General features: G+C 50.1%; 18 protein-coding genes and 1 pseudogene. 7 read left to right on the forward strand and 12 right to left on the reverse strand.

Annotation, left to right across the window (positions count from 1 at the left end; translation table 11 throughout):
* The 3 genes from ACMHXH_RS06670 to ACMHXH_RS06680 all read right to left on the reverse strand — a co-directional run.
* A partial coding sequence (locus ACMHXH_RS06670; RefSeq protein WP_413737853.1) for a hypothetical protein occupies positions 1–852 on the reverse strand: 852 nt, incomplete at its 3' end.
* A gap of 676 nt (positions 853–1,528) precedes the next feature.
* Complete coding sequence (locus tag ACMHXH_RS06675) at positions 1,529–2,323, reverse strand: NYN domain-containing protein (protein WP_039033501.1); 795 nt, start codon at positions 2,321–2,323, stop codon at positions 1,529–1,531.
* A 31-nt stretch (positions 2,324–2,354) separates the two neighbouring features.
* Positions 2,355–2,729 (reverse strand): molecular chaperone DnaJ, encoded by a 375-nt coding sequence (locus ACMHXH_RS06680; RefSeq protein WP_039033500.1) that lies wholly within the window; start codon positions 2,727–2,729, stop codon positions 2,355–2,357.
* Between the two features lie 841 nt (positions 2,730–3,570).
* Here ACMHXH_RS06680 and ACMHXH_RS06685 point away from each other — a divergent pair.
* The 3 genes and pseudogenes from ACMHXH_RS06685 to ACMHXH_RS06695 all read left to right on the forward strand — a co-directional run bounded on the left by ACMHXH_RS06685 (position 3,571) and on the right by ACMHXH_RS06695 (position 4,783).
* Positions 3,571–4,257, forward strand: a complete 687-nt coding sequence (locus tag ACMHXH_RS06685) for a cold-shock protein (protein ID WP_039033499.1) — start codon at positions 3,571–3,573, stop codon at positions 4,255–4,257.
* 65 nt (positions 4,258–4,322) lie between these two features.
* Positions 4,323–4,502, forward strand: a pseudogene (locus tag ACMHXH_RS06690) (helix-turn-helix domain-containing protein); the annotation flags it as partial.
* Between the two features lie 71 nt (positions 4,503–4,573).
* Positions 4,574–4,783, forward strand: a complete 210-nt coding sequence (locus ACMHXH_RS06695) for a hypothetical protein (protein ID WP_152608412.1) — start codon at positions 4,574–4,576, stop codon at positions 4,781–4,783.
* A 58-nt stretch (positions 4,784–4,841) separates the two neighbouring features.
* On the opposite strand, the gene ACMHXH_RS06700 is transcribed toward ACMHXH_RS06695, so the two are convergent.
* Entirely contained in the window at positions 4,842–5,390 is a 549-nt protein-coding gene (locus ACMHXH_RS06700) for a DUF2799 domain-containing protein (RefSeq protein WP_039033497.1), read from the reverse strand.
* A 100-nt stretch (positions 5,391–5,490) separates the two neighbouring features.
* Complete coding sequence (gene fumC / locus ACMHXH_RS06705; RefSeq protein WP_039033496.1) at positions 5,491–6,882, reverse strand: class II fumarate hydratase; 1,392 nt, start codon at positions 6,880–6,882, stop codon at positions 5,491–5,493.
* Positions 6,883–7,021: 139 nt separating this feature from the next.
* On the opposite strand from fumC, the gene ACMHXH_RS06710 reads away from it, so the two are divergent.
* Positions 7,022–8,002: a catalase family peroxidase gene (locus tag ACMHXH_RS06710; protein ID WP_039033495.1), complete on the forward strand. Its 981-nt coding sequence runs from the start codon at positions 7,022–7,024 to the stop codon at positions 8,000–8,002.
* Between the two features lie 115 nt (positions 8,003–8,117).
* On the opposite strand, the gene ACMHXH_RS06715 is transcribed toward ACMHXH_RS06710, so the two are convergent.
* Positions 8,118–8,351, reverse strand: a complete 234-nt coding sequence (locus ACMHXH_RS06715) for a transposase (protein ID WP_039033494.1) — start codon at positions 8,349–8,351, stop codon at positions 8,118–8,120.
* A gap of 509 nt (positions 8,352–8,860) precedes the next feature.
* Here ACMHXH_RS06715 and ACMHXH_RS06720 point away from each other — a divergent pair.
* The 3 genes from ACMHXH_RS06720 (at position 8,861) to ACMHXH_RS06730 (ending at position 11,044) form a co-directional block, all read left to right on the forward strand.
* A complete protein-coding gene (locus ACMHXH_RS06720; RefSeq protein WP_039033493.1) occupies positions 8,861–9,523 on the forward strand; it encodes an OmpA family protein in 663 nt (220 codons plus the stop codon).
* A gap of 189 nt (positions 9,524–9,712) precedes the next feature.
* Positions 9,713–10,504 (forward strand): molybdate ABC transporter substrate-binding protein, encoded by a 792-nt coding sequence (locus ACMHXH_RS06725; RefSeq protein WP_039033492.1) that lies wholly within the window; start codon positions 9,713–9,715, stop codon positions 10,502–10,504.
* 156 nt (positions 10,505–10,660) lie between these two features.
* The gene (locus tag ACMHXH_RS06730) at positions 10,661–11,044 is read left to right on the forward strand and encodes a hypothetical protein (protein ID WP_052247989.1); all 384 of its coding nucleotides are present in this window, start codon (positions 10,661–10,663) and stop codon (positions 11,042–11,044) included.
* A gap of 135 nt (positions 11,045–11,179) precedes the next feature.
* Here the strand turns inward: ACMHXH_RS06730 and mgtE are convergent, their stop codons facing one another.
* From mgtE to ACMHXH_RS06760, 6 genes are all read right to left on the reverse strand, one after another.
* Positions 11,180–12,544 carry a magnesium transporter gene (gene mgtE / locus ACMHXH_RS06735; protein ID WP_039033491.1) on the reverse strand — a complete coding sequence of 455 codons (1,365 nt, stop codon included), beginning with the start codon at positions 12,542–12,544 and terminating at the stop codon, positions 11,180–11,182.
* 158 nt (positions 12,545–12,702) lie between these two features.
* Positions 12,703–12,978 (reverse strand): HPr family phosphocarrier protein, encoded by a 276-nt coding sequence (locus ACMHXH_RS06740; RefSeq protein ID WP_039033490.1) that lies wholly within the window; start codon positions 12,976–12,978, stop codon positions 12,703–12,705.
* On the reverse strand, positions 12,965–13,819 hold the full coding sequence (gene rapZ / locus ACMHXH_RS06745; RefSeq protein WP_039033489.1) for an RNase adapter RapZ: 855 nt from the start codon (positions 13,817–13,819) through the stop codon (positions 12,965–12,967). The genes ACMHXH_RS06740 and rapZ overlap by 14 nt, the downstream gene beginning before the upstream one ends.
* A complete protein-coding gene (gene ptsN / locus ACMHXH_RS06750; RefSeq protein WP_039033488.1) occupies positions 13,816–14,259 on the reverse strand; it encodes a PTS IIA-like nitrogen regulatory protein PtsN in 444 nt (147 codons plus the stop codon). Before ptsN ends, rapZ begins: the two co-directional genes overlap by 4 nt.
* 2 nt (positions 14,260–14,261) lie before the next feature.
* A complete protein-coding gene (gene hpf / locus ACMHXH_RS06755; RefSeq protein WP_039033487.1) occupies positions 14,262–14,549 on the reverse strand; it encodes a ribosome hibernation promoting factor in 288 nt (95 codons plus the stop codon).
* Positions 14,550–14,580: 31 nt separating this feature from the next.
* Positions 14,581–16,044 carry an RNA polymerase factor sigma-54 gene (locus ACMHXH_RS06760; protein ID WP_039033486.1) on the reverse strand — a complete coding sequence of 488 codons (1,464 nt, stop codon included), beginning with the start codon at positions 16,042–16,044 and terminating at the stop codon, positions 14,581–14,583.
* Positions 16,045–16,108: the final 64 nt, after the last annotated feature.

The raw sequence follows: 16,108 nt of genomic DNA on the forward strand, positions 1-16,108 counted from the left end.
AAATAAGAATTTATCTACATTTGTTTTTCTGGGGCCTTTGTTTCTATAATTGGTATATGAAGCTGAAACAGTTTCCTTTACCTCGTCAATATAGTAATCAGTTGTGCTAACAATACACCCAATTCTATTTAGCTCTTCTATTAGTTTTCTTGAACAATCAACAGAGTACTCATCATTGAACCCTAAGATATCCAATATGATATTTGCATCTATATAAACAATTTTTCCTGAGATTTTATCCTGCTCAAATTTGGGATTTTGTAAATTTAATACTACTTCGGAAAATACAGCTCCTGAATATGCATCCATTAACACTTCAGACAATGAACTGCTTACCTTAGTAATCCGGTAAACAAATCTAGCAAAAGCATAGTCAAGAATAGATTTTATATCCTCACCATCTTGTGCTACTTCTTGAATGCTACCAATGTCATTTATCCTTGCAAGTCTGTGTGAAAACTCCGAGGGGAAGTCAATATTTTTCACATCCTTTTTAATTAGTTTACTTGCAAATAATTCAAAAGCTGAAAATAGTTTTGCTATGTTTTCTTTGAGATCAGTATTTTTTGAGATTTTAATGTTCTTGTAATTGTAATACATTAAACCCTGGGAGTCTTTTATTAAATGTCCGGATTCGAGTAACTTAGAGCCAAACTCTTCCGCTACATAAGGATGAATATCTAGGCCGTAAAATTCTTTAACATATTTTGAGAATGTTGTTGGTTCAAATTGTTGTCCATCTCTTTTCTCTATAATTGGAGAAAAAAGCGGTATTATTCCTTTGAATATGTCACCAGTTTTACAAAATTCTTCGTGAACGAATGCGTAGTGGAATAGACTGTTAGATTTCATTATTACCCCAATTTTATATTATGTTTTTCTTACGCTGCTCTATGTTGATTATCTTTAATTAATAGCTTTAGCGATCTAATACGCTTTTGAATTTTCCATATAAACTGAACATAATAGCCATTCCTGCTCTGAGAGGCTTAGATTGTTGGTGAAAGTTGCATTGAGAACCATGGTTGTTTACGGGCGTCCGGTAGATGCCTATTTTGCGCAGTCAATCAGAGGCGAGAAACAGAGTGAGGACACCCACAACTCTCATTTCGCTTAATGTTTGAAAATAGGTGCTAACTTGTTGGCTATCTTGTGAGCGACTATATATCCGCCAATAACCATCCCGACAGTGTAGAAGCCTTCCTCACTGATACTAATTGGACCAATGTTGTTATAACTACTGTGATCTTTATCCAAAACCATTAGCTTTGAACTTCTTGTAAAAAGCCAAGTAAAAAATGCAAAGTAAATATACCAATACTTTTTAATTAAGTTTGTGATAAAATACATCAGCCGCAAGGTTAATAAAAAGATGATTTTAAATATATAACTGATTAGTTTAGGAATGTTGTTTAATTCAAACTCCCCCGATTGCCTTACCTACATCTTTTACTTTCATTAGTGCTTTACCTGACGTTATTGGGTGAATATGGTACAAAGAGTGAGGCCTCCATCACCTTCGCTTTATCTATCTACCATTTCTCTTTGCGCGTTTTATGTCTCTAACCAAAACCATTGTTTTATTTGGTTTTCGTATTTCGAATAGATCAATTGCTGCAAATAGGTCTACAAGCTTTTTAAAACCGTAGTTTCTTTGGTCGAAAGAACTGTGGTTTGAAATATGTGAGCCGATTGCGCCAAGTCGTGACCAACCATCATCTTCTTCGGTTGCCTCAATTGCTTGTCGTAATAGGTGAATTAGCTTCGTGTCACTTTTGAGGCTGCATTTGGGGGATGAGTTCGCTTTTGTTGTATTCGCAGTTTTAATCTCTTTCTCTGTGGCTTGTTCAGCGACTTTCTCTATAGACACTTCTACTTCGGTTTCGACTTCGGGTTCTGCATCTAGGTAGAGGAAGCGGGAGCAGCTGTTAACGAATGCGTTGGGGGCTTTACGCTCACCAAAGCCGAATACGGTTTTACCATCTGAGAGCACTCTGGTGACCAAAGGGGTGAAGTCGCAGTCAGAGGAGATGAGACAAATGATATCTATGTCCTTGGTATAGAGTATGTCCATTGCATCTATCACCAGTGCAATGTCGGTAGCGTTCTTGCCTTTGGTTAGGTCGAACTGCTGAATCGGTTGAATGGCGTATTCGTGCAGAATATCTTCCCATTGCTTCAGCCCCGGGCTTTTCCAGTTACCATAGGCTTTGCGTATGCTTACCACACCATGTTTGGCCAGTTCTGCCAAAATGACATCGAACTTTCGGGCAGGAGCATTATCGGCATCAATAAATACGGCGATTTTTTCTCTTTCTTTCATGTTGTTAGTACTTGGTTTTATTAAGTGTTGGTTAACTCTGGCTCTTGATTGCTGAGAAATAAAAACCGCATACCGAACCTATAATCGCCCCTGCAAATGCAAGTATTTCAGAGAAGTATTTGTTCTCAAATAGAGCCGATACGCCGATGATACCTAATAGGATTATTACTAGAGAAATCGCCAATAGGGGGGCTATTCGCTTGTTCATTCTTTCCGTTAACGGTTCTGCTTTTCCTATGCCACCGCATGAACCACAAAGCAGTCCATGTTGATTTCGTCTGCGCCAGAATGGTAGTTCATTCTTCTTGGCACAGACTTCACACGAGGTGTTATCTTTTCCACTACTGCAGGTTCCTGTACCAGAGCAGTGCTTGCAGTCGTATAGGTTGACTTTGACGTCTTGCATCTAGATTCATTCCTTTGAAAATACAGCGCTAAGATTGATTTTTTGGTTAGGGTTCAGCTATTCCGAGGTCGGGAGCGAGCCCATTGCGCCGAGATACTACTGAGGTGGGTGGAATAAGCTTGGCAACTGGCGTCCACTGAAATGCGCCGTTATTACCCGTAATTTGACGCTACCGCCCCTGATTTTGGCTATCAGACAGCAGTTTCTGTCATGTTGAATATTCTTTTAAAACAACGTTTAAGCTAACAACTTGTTGCCGGTGAAACCTTAGTCTGGGTCACAAATTGCGCTGCGGTTAAAGTGGCTTGGGTCAGGGAGGAATATGAGGTGAGGTGTTGAAAGCTTATCCTTGCCTTTTGCCTGCTCCGGGTGAGAGCGGCAGCCATCCCTGATTATTGTTCGCACTTTAGCTAGCGCTTAAGTATTGCTTTTCGTTGGTTTTTTGTTAAAAGCTTAGCCAATCCTACAATATTGCCGCGGTGAAAAACAAGCTTTACCGCATGGGGTTTTGTTGTGCGGTTTGGCTGAAGTAACTTGTTTGAGTGACTTGTTTTAGTTGCCTGCTTGAGTTGCCCGTTTAATTTGCTCGCTTGAGTTAGCGGCTTCAGTGAATGGTTTTGCTGGCCTGTTAACGGGCAAAAAGTGGCTGGCGGGGAAGCGGCGATGATTTTTAGGGAAAAGTGAACGGTTTTAACCGGATTTTGAGGATGTTGCAGCAGTTGCTGCCGGGTTGAGATGTTAGTATCGGTGGCTTGAATCTGTTCTGTTGCTGCGGCGGTTTTTTATGGCTGTTGCTGTATAGGGCTTTGGAAATAGTAGAGAAAGTTATCGGGATTGTGTAGTGAAAGGAAAAGTCGTTTCGTATGTCTCATCTAAAAAATTTGGCTTTATCAATGGGGATGATGGTGAAAGCTATTTTCTGCATGTTTCGGCCCTGGTGAACAGGAGTGATGAGGCTAAGCTGGTCAAGAATGTGCTGGTCGAGTTTGACCCTACGCCAACTCCCAAGGGATTGTCTGCCAAGCAGATCCGTATTCCTGAGGTCTATATAAGAGAGCGACTGCTGAATTTCTTCACCTCCAAGGGTAGCAATCCCAAGCATGGTGACGCCGCGTTGCGCTTGCCTATTTCGACCCGTTTTTTCAAAGACCCGGCCAAGGGGCGCCAGTATATAGAAGAACTGGCTAAGCAGTGTGGCTGCAATGCCGTGCTCGGGCTTGAGTTTGAAAAGAAGACCTTCTCCGAAGGCAACTATCGCTTTACCGGCCATGCTTTCAAGGGGGAGTTGGCCCTGGTCACTGAAAAGCAGCCCTGTGACACCAAAGAGATGGCCCTAGCTGCCGAGCGGCAGTTGCAGCAAAGAATACAGGCGGCTGAGCAGGCCTTTGGGCCGATACAAGAGGCTGAGCTTAAGGCAAGGCAGAGCCAGCTTTCCGGTTGCCTCGGCAGCGCCGTTGCTGTGCTTGCTGTGGTGGCAATCCTGCCAGCGGCGATTATCGCCGGTATCGCCGGTCTGTTCCCGCAGTAACAGGCATGGTGATTTCAGCTTGAATGGATGAAAAAGTGTACTTAACTACACTTTGCGTCGTTCTTATGGCCCCATTAACTCCATATGCATCGGGTGCTTGGATTAAGGCCTGCAGAAAGGAAGCGGCATTCACTCAGTAAGTGGTGGCAATGTTTTGTGGTGTCACCAACAAAACCTTGATCCGGGTAGAGATGGCTGAAGATGTCCATATCTCTACTGTCTTCAAGATACTCAATGGTTTGGGGTTCGTTTGCTGGCGCAGCCCAAGCCTGATGTTGATTTGACCGGGTGTTACTGGATATGGGTGGTACTGGATATGGGGGGTATAAGTGGAACCGCAAACCTTGTCTTGGATATGCATCTTGGTGACCGAATCATAGGTGAGTTGTTATTCGATGCCGCCACCGAGAGTTTTGCCGTCAGTTATCGCCGGTATATTTCCTTGCTGAGGCAGGCTGTTGTTTCAGCGCTTATCTGTCTCTTGGCCGAGCGACAGATAAGCGGCCAAACCAAGCTCCTTGCGTAGCCCTTAGCTTTACCTGCCTGGGCGGTCTGTCGGCGGCTTAACTTAAGGTCGGCAAGTGTCAGAATTGCCATCTGAACTGCACATCCGGGACTTGCAGATACCTGAGCTCGTTCACCAGCTTGTCTTTTTCATTCAGCAGCTGTTTTTTCTTCTCCAGGGTGCTGGCCTTGTCTGTCATGGACACCAGCTTCTGATCCAGATCGCGGATTTGATAATCTATCTGACGCAGGCGGCTGCGGATCTCATCGGCACGTTTGTTGAGCTGGTATTGGTGGTAGCCGGCATTGTACTGTTCGACAAAGGCGTTGCTGGAACAGACACCGGCATAGCCTTCACCTGCCAGGCCGACTCGGTAGCCATTTTCCGGCTGACAGTAGTTTTGCAGCCCCTGTAGATAGCCATTGCGCCACTCGCCATGATCAACCCGAATGCCGAACTCGGCACAATCTTCGGCATAATTATTGATCCTGCTGGCATGAGCGCCATTGTTGCCATCCTGAAGTCCGAGGGAAAACCAATCTGAGTTTTGGCATTGGTTGAGGTCGAGTGAACTGCATTGGGTCAGCATGAGCGCGCTCAGTGCCAATAAGATATTTTGGTATTTCATTCTGTAAATGACTGCTTATTAGTTGAATAAGCCTAATCCGTGGCGAGGAGTCGGTATAATACAGCGATTAGCTCCAAACCTGATACGTATTAATACAAATTTACAATTTAGCCTGGAAAGGGCCCAACATGTTCGCCGGATTGACCCAAGTATCAAACTCGGCCTCTGTTACCAGTCCTGACTCCAACGCAGCTTGCCTCAGACTAATGCCTCTTTGGTGGGCGTCCTTGGCGATTTGGGCCGCCTTGGCATAGCCTATGTGAGGATTGAGGCTGGTGACCAGCATCAAGGAGCGCTGCAGCTGCTTGGCTATCATCTCGCGGTTGGGTTCCAGCCCCGAAGCGCAGCGCTCATCAAAGCTCAGACAGGCATCACCCAGCAATTCGGCGCTTTGCAGCAGATTGGCGGCAATGAGCGGCCGAAAGACATTGAGCTGAAACTGGCCGTTGCTGGCACCTATGCTGACGGCGAGATCGTTGCCCATCACCTGAGCCGCTACCATGGTCAGCGCCTCGCACTGAGTCGGGTTAACCTTGCCGGGCATTATGCTGGAGCCGGGTTCGTTGGCAGGCAACTGCAGTTCCCCTATGCCGCAACGGGGGCCGCTGGCGAGCATGCGAACATCATTGCCTATCTTCATCAGGCTGACCGCCAGGCGCTTGAAGGCGCCGCTGAGCTCGACCATGGCATCGCTGGCACTCAGTGCCTCGAACTTGTTGGCCGCGCTGACAAACTGCTCACCACTGAATGACGATATCAGTTCGGCAGCGCGCTCGGCATAACCTGCGGGAGAATTGAGCCCAGTCCCCACGGCTGTGCCGCCAAGAGCCAATTCACGGCAGTTTGCCAACGCCTGCTCTATGGCGCCTATGCCTTTATCCAACTGAGTCACCCAGGCACTGATCTCCTGTCCCAGTGTCAGTGGGGTGGCATCCATAAAGTGGGTGCGACCGGTCTTGGTAATATCGGCGAACTGTTGTGACTTGCGTTTAAGGGTATCGCGCAGTGCACCTATGGCCGGCAGTGTGTGTCTGCAGGTCTTGAGCACTACAGCGATATGCATGGCGCTGGGGAAGGTATCATTGCTGCTCTGGCTGCGATTGACATCATCGTTCGGGCTCAGGCTGATGGCCTTATTTGCCAGAGCCATGCCTCGATTGGCTATCACCTCATTGAGGTTCATATTGGTTTGGGTGCCGCTGCCGGTCTGCCAAATGACCAGTGGAAAGTGCTGCTCCAGTTGGCCCGCCAAGATTTCATCGCAAACTCTGGCGATGAGCGCCGCCTTGTCCTTGGGCAGTTGCCCAAGCTCGGCATTGGTCTGGGCTGCGGCTTTTTTCAACAGGGCGAAGGCGTGGATGATGGCCTTTGGCATACTCGCTTGCGGGCCTATGGGGAAGTTTTCCAGACTGCGCTGGGTCTGGGCGCCCCAGTATTTGTCTGCCTCTACCTTGACCTCGCCCAGGGTGTCGTGCTCAATCCGATATTGCATTGCCGCCTCCTGTCGTCTGTTGCCGTCCTCAGCATAGCATGGCCTTTGGGTCTCTCCTGAAATAATCCGCCGGGTTTCCCGGTCTGGATTGGGCGGCCTGTTTCAGGCCTGGATTATGATTTTTACAAAAGGAGTAAGCATGAGAGTATCGGTTTGGTCTGCGTTATTGCTCTTGGGGACTCAGTTGGGTGCTTTGGGCTCCAGTTCGGTAATGGCGGCTCAGGCAAATGATTTTATTCAAGTATTTGAAGCGCTTTCCGGTAAACATCCGGGAGAACGTAAGGGGCATGCCAAGGGAATCTGTACCATTGGCAGTTTCCGGCCTAGTGCAGGGGAGCCCTGGCTCAAGGAGTTACCTCTGTTTGCCACAGAGCAGGCTCTGCCCGCTCAGGTGCGTTTTTCCATGGCGGGCGGCGATCCTTTTGTGGCCGATACCAGTCGCAGCCCAAGGGGGATAGGCGTGCGCATCGAACTGCCAGACGGGCAGGTGCATCAGTTGGCCGGGTTGACCACGCCTGTGTTTCCGGGGAAAGATCCCGACAGTTTTCTTGGCTTGCTGCGCGCGTCACTGGCGCAGCGTGAGGGGGAAACCGGCGCGGTTGCACGCTATCTGCAGCAACATCCGGATGCCGCCCGTCAGGGGCAGTGGCTAAAGCAGCACAATCCACCGGCGGCCTATACCTCGGTCAACTACTTTGGCATTCACAGCTTTATCTTTGGTAATGAAGACCAGCAAAAGCGCTTTGGTCGCTGGGAGCTTTGGCCTGTGGACGGAGAGCAGTCTCTGACGGATGCCGAGCTGGCACAATTGCCAGATGATTTTCTGGTGGACAGGTTGATGCAGAGGCTGAAAACAGGGCCGGCTCACTTTGAGCTTAAGCTGACCCTGGCCGAGGAGGGAGATCCCTTGCTGGACCCTTCACAGCAGTGGCCGGAGGACCGACCCAGGGTCACTCTCGGGCGCCTGACCATAGACTCGGTTGCGGCTTCGGCCTGTGACAAGCTGAATTTTGATCCCAATGTGCTCAGTAAAGGGATTGCCGCCAGTGATGACCCTGTGCTGCGGCTGAGATCCGCGGCTTATGCCATCTCTTTTGGCAAGCGTCTAAGCGGCCAGTAACGGCAATAAAATGACAGGAACGAACCTTAAAAATGTAGCGCTTTATAGTTGTTATATGTACATTTTTTATCGTTGGGGGCGATAACAGTGTGTCAGGTTCGCTCCTGTCGAAACTTTAACGGATTAGGGTAAACTCCTGGCTCAACTGACGAATGCGCCGCTGCAGTTGCAGCAGTTCTCCCATCAGCCGGGATTGCCTGGGCCTGCTTGTTGTTTCATTCTGTGCCAGCCATTGATAAACCTGTTTGGTGGAGATTCCATGCTGACGGGCAACGTCAAACATAAGCCTGCCGTTTTGGGTCACTTCCTTAATGGCTTGCTGTCGCAGCTTCTGCTCGTTAATTTCCATACTGCCTCCCTGATGGTTCAAGAATGGTTTTTCAGAGCTGTGATTCCAGCTCTGCTATTCCACATCCCATTGGCTGTAGCCCAAGTGCTTGAGGCAATGCCAGAGTGATTGCCAACTGCTGCGCATTTTCATCAGTGTTTTCATAATGACTCCTGAACAGTGGAATACTGCTTTATAGGTATGTAAGAAACATGCCAGTTTTTAATCTTCTTTTAATATGTTGATATAAAAGAAAATTGATTCATTTCATTATCGGATGTATCTGCCTGGCGCCACCCAATAGAGTGCAGTCTGCTCTATTTTGGGACTTCATTTGATGTCAGCGCCGTGACACTTGGCTGACAATCCTGGTTAGGAAATGTCGGATTTGACTGAATCTATGCTGAACGCCGTGCGGATTTGCCGCCTCTATGGCCTCCGGGGGGATTGTCTGCTTGAGGCGCTGCTATATACTTTGGCGCCAGGTAGGTTCCGCTTAGCTTGGAACAAGCAGACGAAGGAAAAATAACATGAAAAAGCGCGCTTTTCTGACAGCCCCTCTGTTGCTGGCAATGCTGGCAACTGGCTGTACCACTGTGAATCCTTATACCAATGAGCAACAGACTGCCAAGGCGACCAACGGAGCATTGATAGGTGCCGTAGCCGGCGCGGCCATAGGTGTGGCCTCCTCCAGCAAGAGCGACAGGGGCAAGGGTGCCCTGATCGGGGCAGCATCCGGCGCTGCCGTAGGCGGTGGTATCGGCTATTACATGGATGTGCAGGAAACCAAACTGCGTCAGCAACTGGCGTCTACCGGTGTCAGTGTGACCCGGGTGGGCGATACCATAGTGCTCAACATGCCCAATGAAGTGACTTTCCAGGTCGATAAGACAGATCTCAGTAGCGGCGCCATGCGGGTATTGGACAGCGTAGTGCTGGTGGCCAAGGAATATGACAAGACTCAACTGAATGTAGTGGGTTATACCGACAGCAGTGGCTCTGAGTCCTACAACCTGAGATTGTCACAGGTTCGCGCCAGTGAGGTTGGTAATTACTTGATCCGTAAAGGTGTATCCGGACAGCGAGTATTGACCCAAGGCCGAGGTGAGGCCAGCCCAATCGCCTCAAATGCCAGCCCTCAGGGGCGGGCACAGAACCGTCGGGTAGAGATTATTCTTAGTCCACTTGGCTAAGATTTTAAGCTTAAGGGTCGCTGCGGCGGCCCTTTTTATTGGGTCAAATTGTCCCTTTCTCCGGTTTTTTCTGTCAGATGGCGTGATCTTGAGGGGAGTTTATGACAAGTTCTGTCGTGGTGCGTTGATTTGTGACGCGCTTTGGTTGAGTTTAGCGGCATCTGTATCTTATACACCGGAGAAAAATAAATGAAAAAGAGCGTCTGCTTACTCGCACTGTTACTGCCCGCCTTCTCGCAGGCGGCGGATTTGGAATTCAGGGCCGCAGGAAGTTTGAAGACAGCCATGACGGATGTTATCGCCAGTTATCAGGCCGATGGCGGCGTTAAGGTTAATGCTCAGTTTGCTCCTTCAGGCCTGCTCAGAGGCCGAATTGAAGAGGGCGAGAAGGTCGACCTGTTTGCGTCGGCCAATATGAAGCATCCACAGAAACTGATGCAGGAAGGCAAGGGTGCGCCTGTGGTGATGTTTGCCCGTAACCGCCTGTGCGCCTTGGCGCAAGATAATGTCCCTCTGACGACAGAAAATATGCTGGATACTTTGCTGGATAGCAAGATCAAGCTGGGCACCTCCACTCCCAAGGCTGACCCTGCCGGAGACTATGCTTTCAAGGTGTTTGACCGCGCCGAAGCTATCAAGCCGGGTAGCCAGGCCAAATTGGCGGCCAAGGCACTGCAATTGACCGGTGGCGCCGATAGTGCCAAACCCCCTAAAGGCAAGAACCCCTATGGCTGGGTGATGGTCAATAAACAGGCGGATGTATTTTTAACCTACTGCACCAACGCTGTTTTGGCCAAGAAAGAAGTGCCTGCTCTAAAGATAGTGGCGTTGCCCGAGTCGCTGGCAGTGGGTGCCAACTATGGCATGCTGGTGCTGGATAAGGCCGACCCTGCCGCTTGGCCGCTGGCCATGTATATTCTGTCTCCCAAGGGGCAATCCATTCTGGCCTCTTATGGTTTTGAAGCGCCGCTTAAACCTTAGTCGCTATAACTGAGATATTTGGAGAGTGTGCTTCAGTTCCCCGGAACTGAAGCACACTCTCTTTATGGGTATATAGCTACTTTTTGAGCAAATCAGCTTGCACAGGCAATTATTATCCTTCTAAAGTAAGGCATTATATCCTTACCAGGGGGGAGCATGCTCGAAACCAAAGGCTTACCGATAGCGACAGATTACCTCGGTGATGAGGTGAGATTTATTCGCCTTTGCTATGAAAGTCAGGGCCTGGATATCGAGGTAAGTGTCGAAGGTAGCAGGGCGCAGGTTCATTTTGACTCTGTGGTTGGCTTTCGAATGTTGGATGAGGGTGACCTGATGGAGTTCTGGACCGAATGCAGCCTTTCCAATGGCTGGTTATTTCAGATTTCCAACGGCGGCTGGTACCGCCAAGAGGCCAAGCGCAGCGGCTTTATGGCCAGCGCCAACCTCAAGTTGCAGGAATTTCTGTTGGTGAGCCGTGGCGAGTGTGTCTCCGTTTTCTGTGAGCAGGGTGAACCCAAGGTGTGTTGGCTTAAAGACTGACTCGCTATCTTTTACAGCCTAAGGGCGAGCTTGGTCGCCCTGTTGTTACTTTATTCATCAAGGTCAGAGCTTGATGCTCTTGGCCCCGTTATTCTGCCCTCAAAAGTAGAGCTTCAGCTCACTAAAATCAGCGCCTCAGCTCATTAAAACGAGAGTCGCCAACCCCAGGAAGGCGAACAGGCCTATCACATCTGTCACTGTGGTTAGCACCATGCCACCGGCCAGTGCAGGATCCACATTGAGCTTTTTCAGTATTAAAGGGATGCTGGCCCCGGCGAGACCGGCTACCGTCATATTGATTAACATGGCACCGCCAATAAGGGCGCCGAGCGCCAGATCGCCTTTCCAGATCCACACGGCAGTGAATACCAACGCCGACCACAGCAGGCCATTGAGAAAGCCGATAGCCAGTTCTTTGCCTATGAGCCAACGGGAGTTGCTTTGACCTATGTGGCCGAGGGCGATACCGCGGATCACCAGCGCCAGAGTCTGGTTACCGGCAACGCCGCCCATGCTGGGCACTATGGTCATCAGAATTGCTATGGTGGCAAATTTTTCCAGTGTGCCTTCAAACATATTACTGACCGAGGCGGCCAACAGAGCGGCAAACAGGTTGAAGGTTAGCCACAAAGAGCGGCGAAAGGCACTCTTGAACACAGGGCCGAAGGTGTCTTCATCATCGTCCATCCCCGCCATCCCCATCATGGAGTGTTCGGCGTCTTCGCGGATAACATCCACCACATCATCAATGGTGATTCGACCAAGCAGATGGCCTTCACTGTCGACCACTGGTGCCGAAACCCAGTCATGGCGTTCAAACAGCTGGGCCACTTCATTGTCCGGCATGGTGACGGGAATACTCTCAAGCTCGGGATCCATTATGCTGCGGATCCCGGCGGTGGGGTTACAGGTCAGCAGGGTGGAGAGCTTAACGCCACCGAGCAAAACATCGCGTCTATCTACCACATAGAGGGTATCTGTGGCTTCGGGCAACTCGCCTCTTTGACGCAGATAACGCAGCACCACATCGACGTTGACGTCCGGTCTCAGGGTCACGGTATCTGTGTTCATCAGACTGCCGGCACTGTCTTCCGGATAGGAGAGCGCCTGTTCGACCCTGGCCCTGTCTTGGGCACTCATGGAGTGCAGTACCTGTTTGTAGAGGGTATCCGGCAGGCTTCGCAGCACATAGGCCAGATCATCGGTATCCATACCCGCGGTCGCTCGTGCCAAGCGCTCAGGACTCATCAGGCTGATCAGCTGGTCTTTCATATCCTCACCCAGCTCTTCGAGGATCTCACCGCTCTGTTCCTGATCCACAAGTTGCCAGAGTACCTGACGGGTACGTGGTGGTGAAGATTCGAGAATAAAGGCGATATCCGAAGCTGTCATTCGCTGCAGCATGTCGCGCACATGCACGAACATACCACTGCCAAGAGCTTGGTTTAGTTGAGTAAGACGTTGTTCTGTCAGCTCTTGGTCGAGCGCTTCTATTGGCATGCAGTTCCCCCTGTGATGCAAAGCGAGGATATGTTACCTCAAGACAGGGGAGTTATAGAAACAAAGAGTGCAGTGCTAAGGAAGGGGCGAGCAAGTCCCACGCGTGCTCTGTGTCGGCTTACCGTACTGCCTGCTGTGTTGTGTCTTTCCCTAAGACTTCAGCTGGCTTCGTCGAAACGGGCGTTTATCAGAGCGCAGATGGCATCCATTGCGGGTTCGGCATCCGGGCCTTCGGCAATAAGGCGTATGGTTTTGCCTTGACCGGTTTCCAGCATCAAGAGCCCAAGCACGCTGGCGGCCGAGGCCTTTTTCTCGCCCTGGATCAGAGTGATATCGGCTTCGAACTCGCTGGCCAGCACCGCCAGCTTAGTGGCGGCGCGGGCATGCAGGCCCAGCTTGTTGACTATGGTGACTTCCCGTTCAACCTTTGCCATTGCCCAGCTCTCTGTGGCGGGCCTGTACCTTGTGTTTGCTGTTGCCAAAACGCTTGGCCAGCTGGTCGGCGACATAGACAGATCTATGCTGGCCGCCGGTGCAGCCTATGGCTATGGTGAGATAGCTGCGGTTGTTGCGTTCAAGGTGCGGTAGCCAGGTTTCCAGCAGATTCTCTATCTGCCAGATAAATTTGTTCACCAGTGGCTGACGGATAAGGAATTCCTGTACCGGCTCATCCAGCCCAGTCAGCGGCCTGAGCGCCGGTTCCCAGTGAGGGTTGGGCAGAAAGCGCACATCAAACATGAAGTCGGCTTCCTGGGGCATGCCGTGCTTGAAGCCGAACGATTCGAAGTTGATCACCAACTCTTTGTCGACGCTGCCCAGCAGAATTTCTCGCACTTTGTCACTGAGTTCATAGATATTCAGTGCCGAGGTATCTATGTAGTGATCCACCAGTTTCGACATAGGCTCCAGCAACTTACCTTCGTGCTTGATGGCATCTTGCAGCGAGACAGTGCTCTTGGATAGGGGGTGTAATCTGCGGGTTTCGCTGTAGCGTTTAAGGAGTACTTTATCGGAAGCGTTGAGGAAGAAGCTGGTCAGTTGGGTGTTTTCCGGCAGTGCCGCCAACTGTTTTTCCAGCACTTTTTCCTGATCCGGCATGTTGCGCACATCTATGCTGATGGCGACCAGATCATTGCTGCCTCGGAGGTTTTCCAGCAGGCTGCCTATCATGGGCAGGGGCAGATTATCCACACAGTAGTAACCCAGGTCTTCGAGTACCCTGAGGGCAACGGATTTTCCGGAACCGGAGCGGCCTGAGACTATAGCGAGTTTCATCCTGTGATCACCTGATAGAGTTCTGTTTCATCGCGGGATTTACGCAACTGCTTGAGTATTGCTTTGTCGCTGAGCTTTTCAGCCATGGCAGACAGGGTACTCAGATGTTGTTGGCATTGATCTGCGGGAACCAGAAGGGCGAACAGTATGTCCACCGGTTGGTTGTCTATGGCATCGAAGGCGATAGGCTCTTCGCATTTGACCAGCACGGCAATCGGCTCTGTGATATCAGGCAGCCGGCCATGCGGAATCGCAATACCATTACCTATACCTGTGCTCCCCATCTTTTCGCGGGCCAAAAGGCTTTCAAAAATCGCTTGAGAGGAAAGGGTGGGGTACTGGGCGCTGGCGAGATCGCTAATTAGCTCCAGTACCTTTTTCTTACTGCCCGGAGTGGCACAGGTAGTGCACTCCGGCCGCAGGATGGTACTCAGTTCCATCGTTAGTGTTTTGTCAGCTTTTCTTTGTGTTTAATGACCTGACGATCCAATTTATCAATCAGAACGTCGATGGCGGCATACATGTCGGCATGTTCAGAAGTTGCATAGACTTCGCCGCCTGTGAGGTTGATCTTGGCTTCGGCAATCTGTTGCAGTTTTTGTACATTGAGCACAACGTGCACATTATTGATCTGTTCGAAATGGCGTTCAAGTTTCGAAAACTTACTTTCCACATAGTCACGCAGTGAGTCGGTGATCTCGATATGATGTCCTGTCAGGTTGATTTGCATAGAAAGATTCCTCCAATTTCCAACTGTGGATTTATAAACTCTTACGCTGGTTCGACGGTGGTATCATCATAGCCTCGCGATACTTGGCTATGGTGCGTCTTGCAACGTTGATTCCCTGTTCTGCCAGAAGTTGTGCCATCTTGCTGTCGCTCAAAGGTTTCTTCTGGTTTTCCGCTGCCACGAGCTTCTTGATAAAAGCCCTGATCGCCGTGGAAGAGCATTCTCCGCCATCTTCGGTACCGACATGGCTGGAGAAGAAGTACTTCAATTCAAATATTCCCCTTGGGGTATGCATATACTTTTGAGTGGTGACCCTGGAGATGGTCGATTCATGCATCTCGACCGCCTCGGCAATATCGTTGAGTACCATGGGTTTCATGGCCTCTTCACCATATTCAAAAAATCCCTGCTGGAACTGCACTATGCAGTTGGCCACCTTGAGCAGGGTGTCGTTGCGGCTCTCCAGGCTCTTGATAAACCATTTGGCTTCCTGAAGATGACCACGAATAAACTGGCTGTCTGATTGGCTGCGGGCGCTACGGGCCATGGCAGCATACTGTTGGTTGATCCCGAGTTTGGGCATACAGTCCGGATTGAGCTCCACCACCCAGCGCCCGTTCTTCTTCCAGACGCTGACATCCGGGATCACATATTCCTCGTCCATCGGCTGCACCAGCAAACCGGGGCGGGGATTGAGGCTCTGAATAAGGTTGATGGCGTCACGCAGTTGATCTTCCTTGAGCTTGGTCTTACGCATTAGGGTGCGAAAGTCGCGGGTAGCGATGAGATCCAGATGTTCGTCAATCAACAAGCGGGCGTCGGCCAGATGCGGGGTGTCGGCGTTAAACTGTTGCAATTGGATCAGCAGGCATTCGCGCAGATCTCTGGAGGCGATGCCGATGGGATCGAAGTGCTGGATCCGCTTGAGTACCGCCTCGACTTCATCGAGCTCAATCTCAGGGTTGCCCATGGCTTCGAGGATCTCCTCAGTGCTCTGGGTTAGATAGCCCTGCTCGTCGATGGCATCTATGATGGCGGTGGCAATGGCGTCGTCGGTATCGGAAAACGGGGTCAGGTTCTTTTGCCATTCTAGGTGTTCATAGAGACCTTCGCTGGTTTCACCCTGGAAGGGCATGTCATCTTCACGGCCCATAGCCGGCCCTGAGGCGCTGGCGGCGGTAAAGACTTCATCCCAGGTGGTATCCATAGGCAATTCATCCGGCATAGACTCATTGTTCAATGCCTCTGAGGTTTCTACCGTGGAACCATCTTCCTGCTTGACGCTCAATTCGCCGGCGTCGTTTTCCTTGTGGTTGTCGTCGATAGCGTCATCCTGGTTGTCCTCGGCCATCTCCAACAGAGGGTTGGCTTCCAAGGCTTCCTGGATTTCCTGCTGCAGCTCAAGGGACGACAGTTGCAGCAGGCGAATTGCCTGCTGCAACTGAGGTGTCATGGTCAACTGTTGACCCAATTTGAGCTGGAGTGACGCTTTCATTATACCGCTAATCCCTACTCGTTATTTTTCAAGGAAAAAATTCAATAATAACAAACTATAATAC

The sequence above is a fragment of the Shewanella sp. BJSY2023SW001 genome (genome assembly GCF_047314685.1).
GTDB classification, from domain to species: domain Bacteria; phylum Pseudomonadota; class Gammaproteobacteria; order Enterobacterales; family Shewanellaceae; genus Shewanella; species Shewanella indica.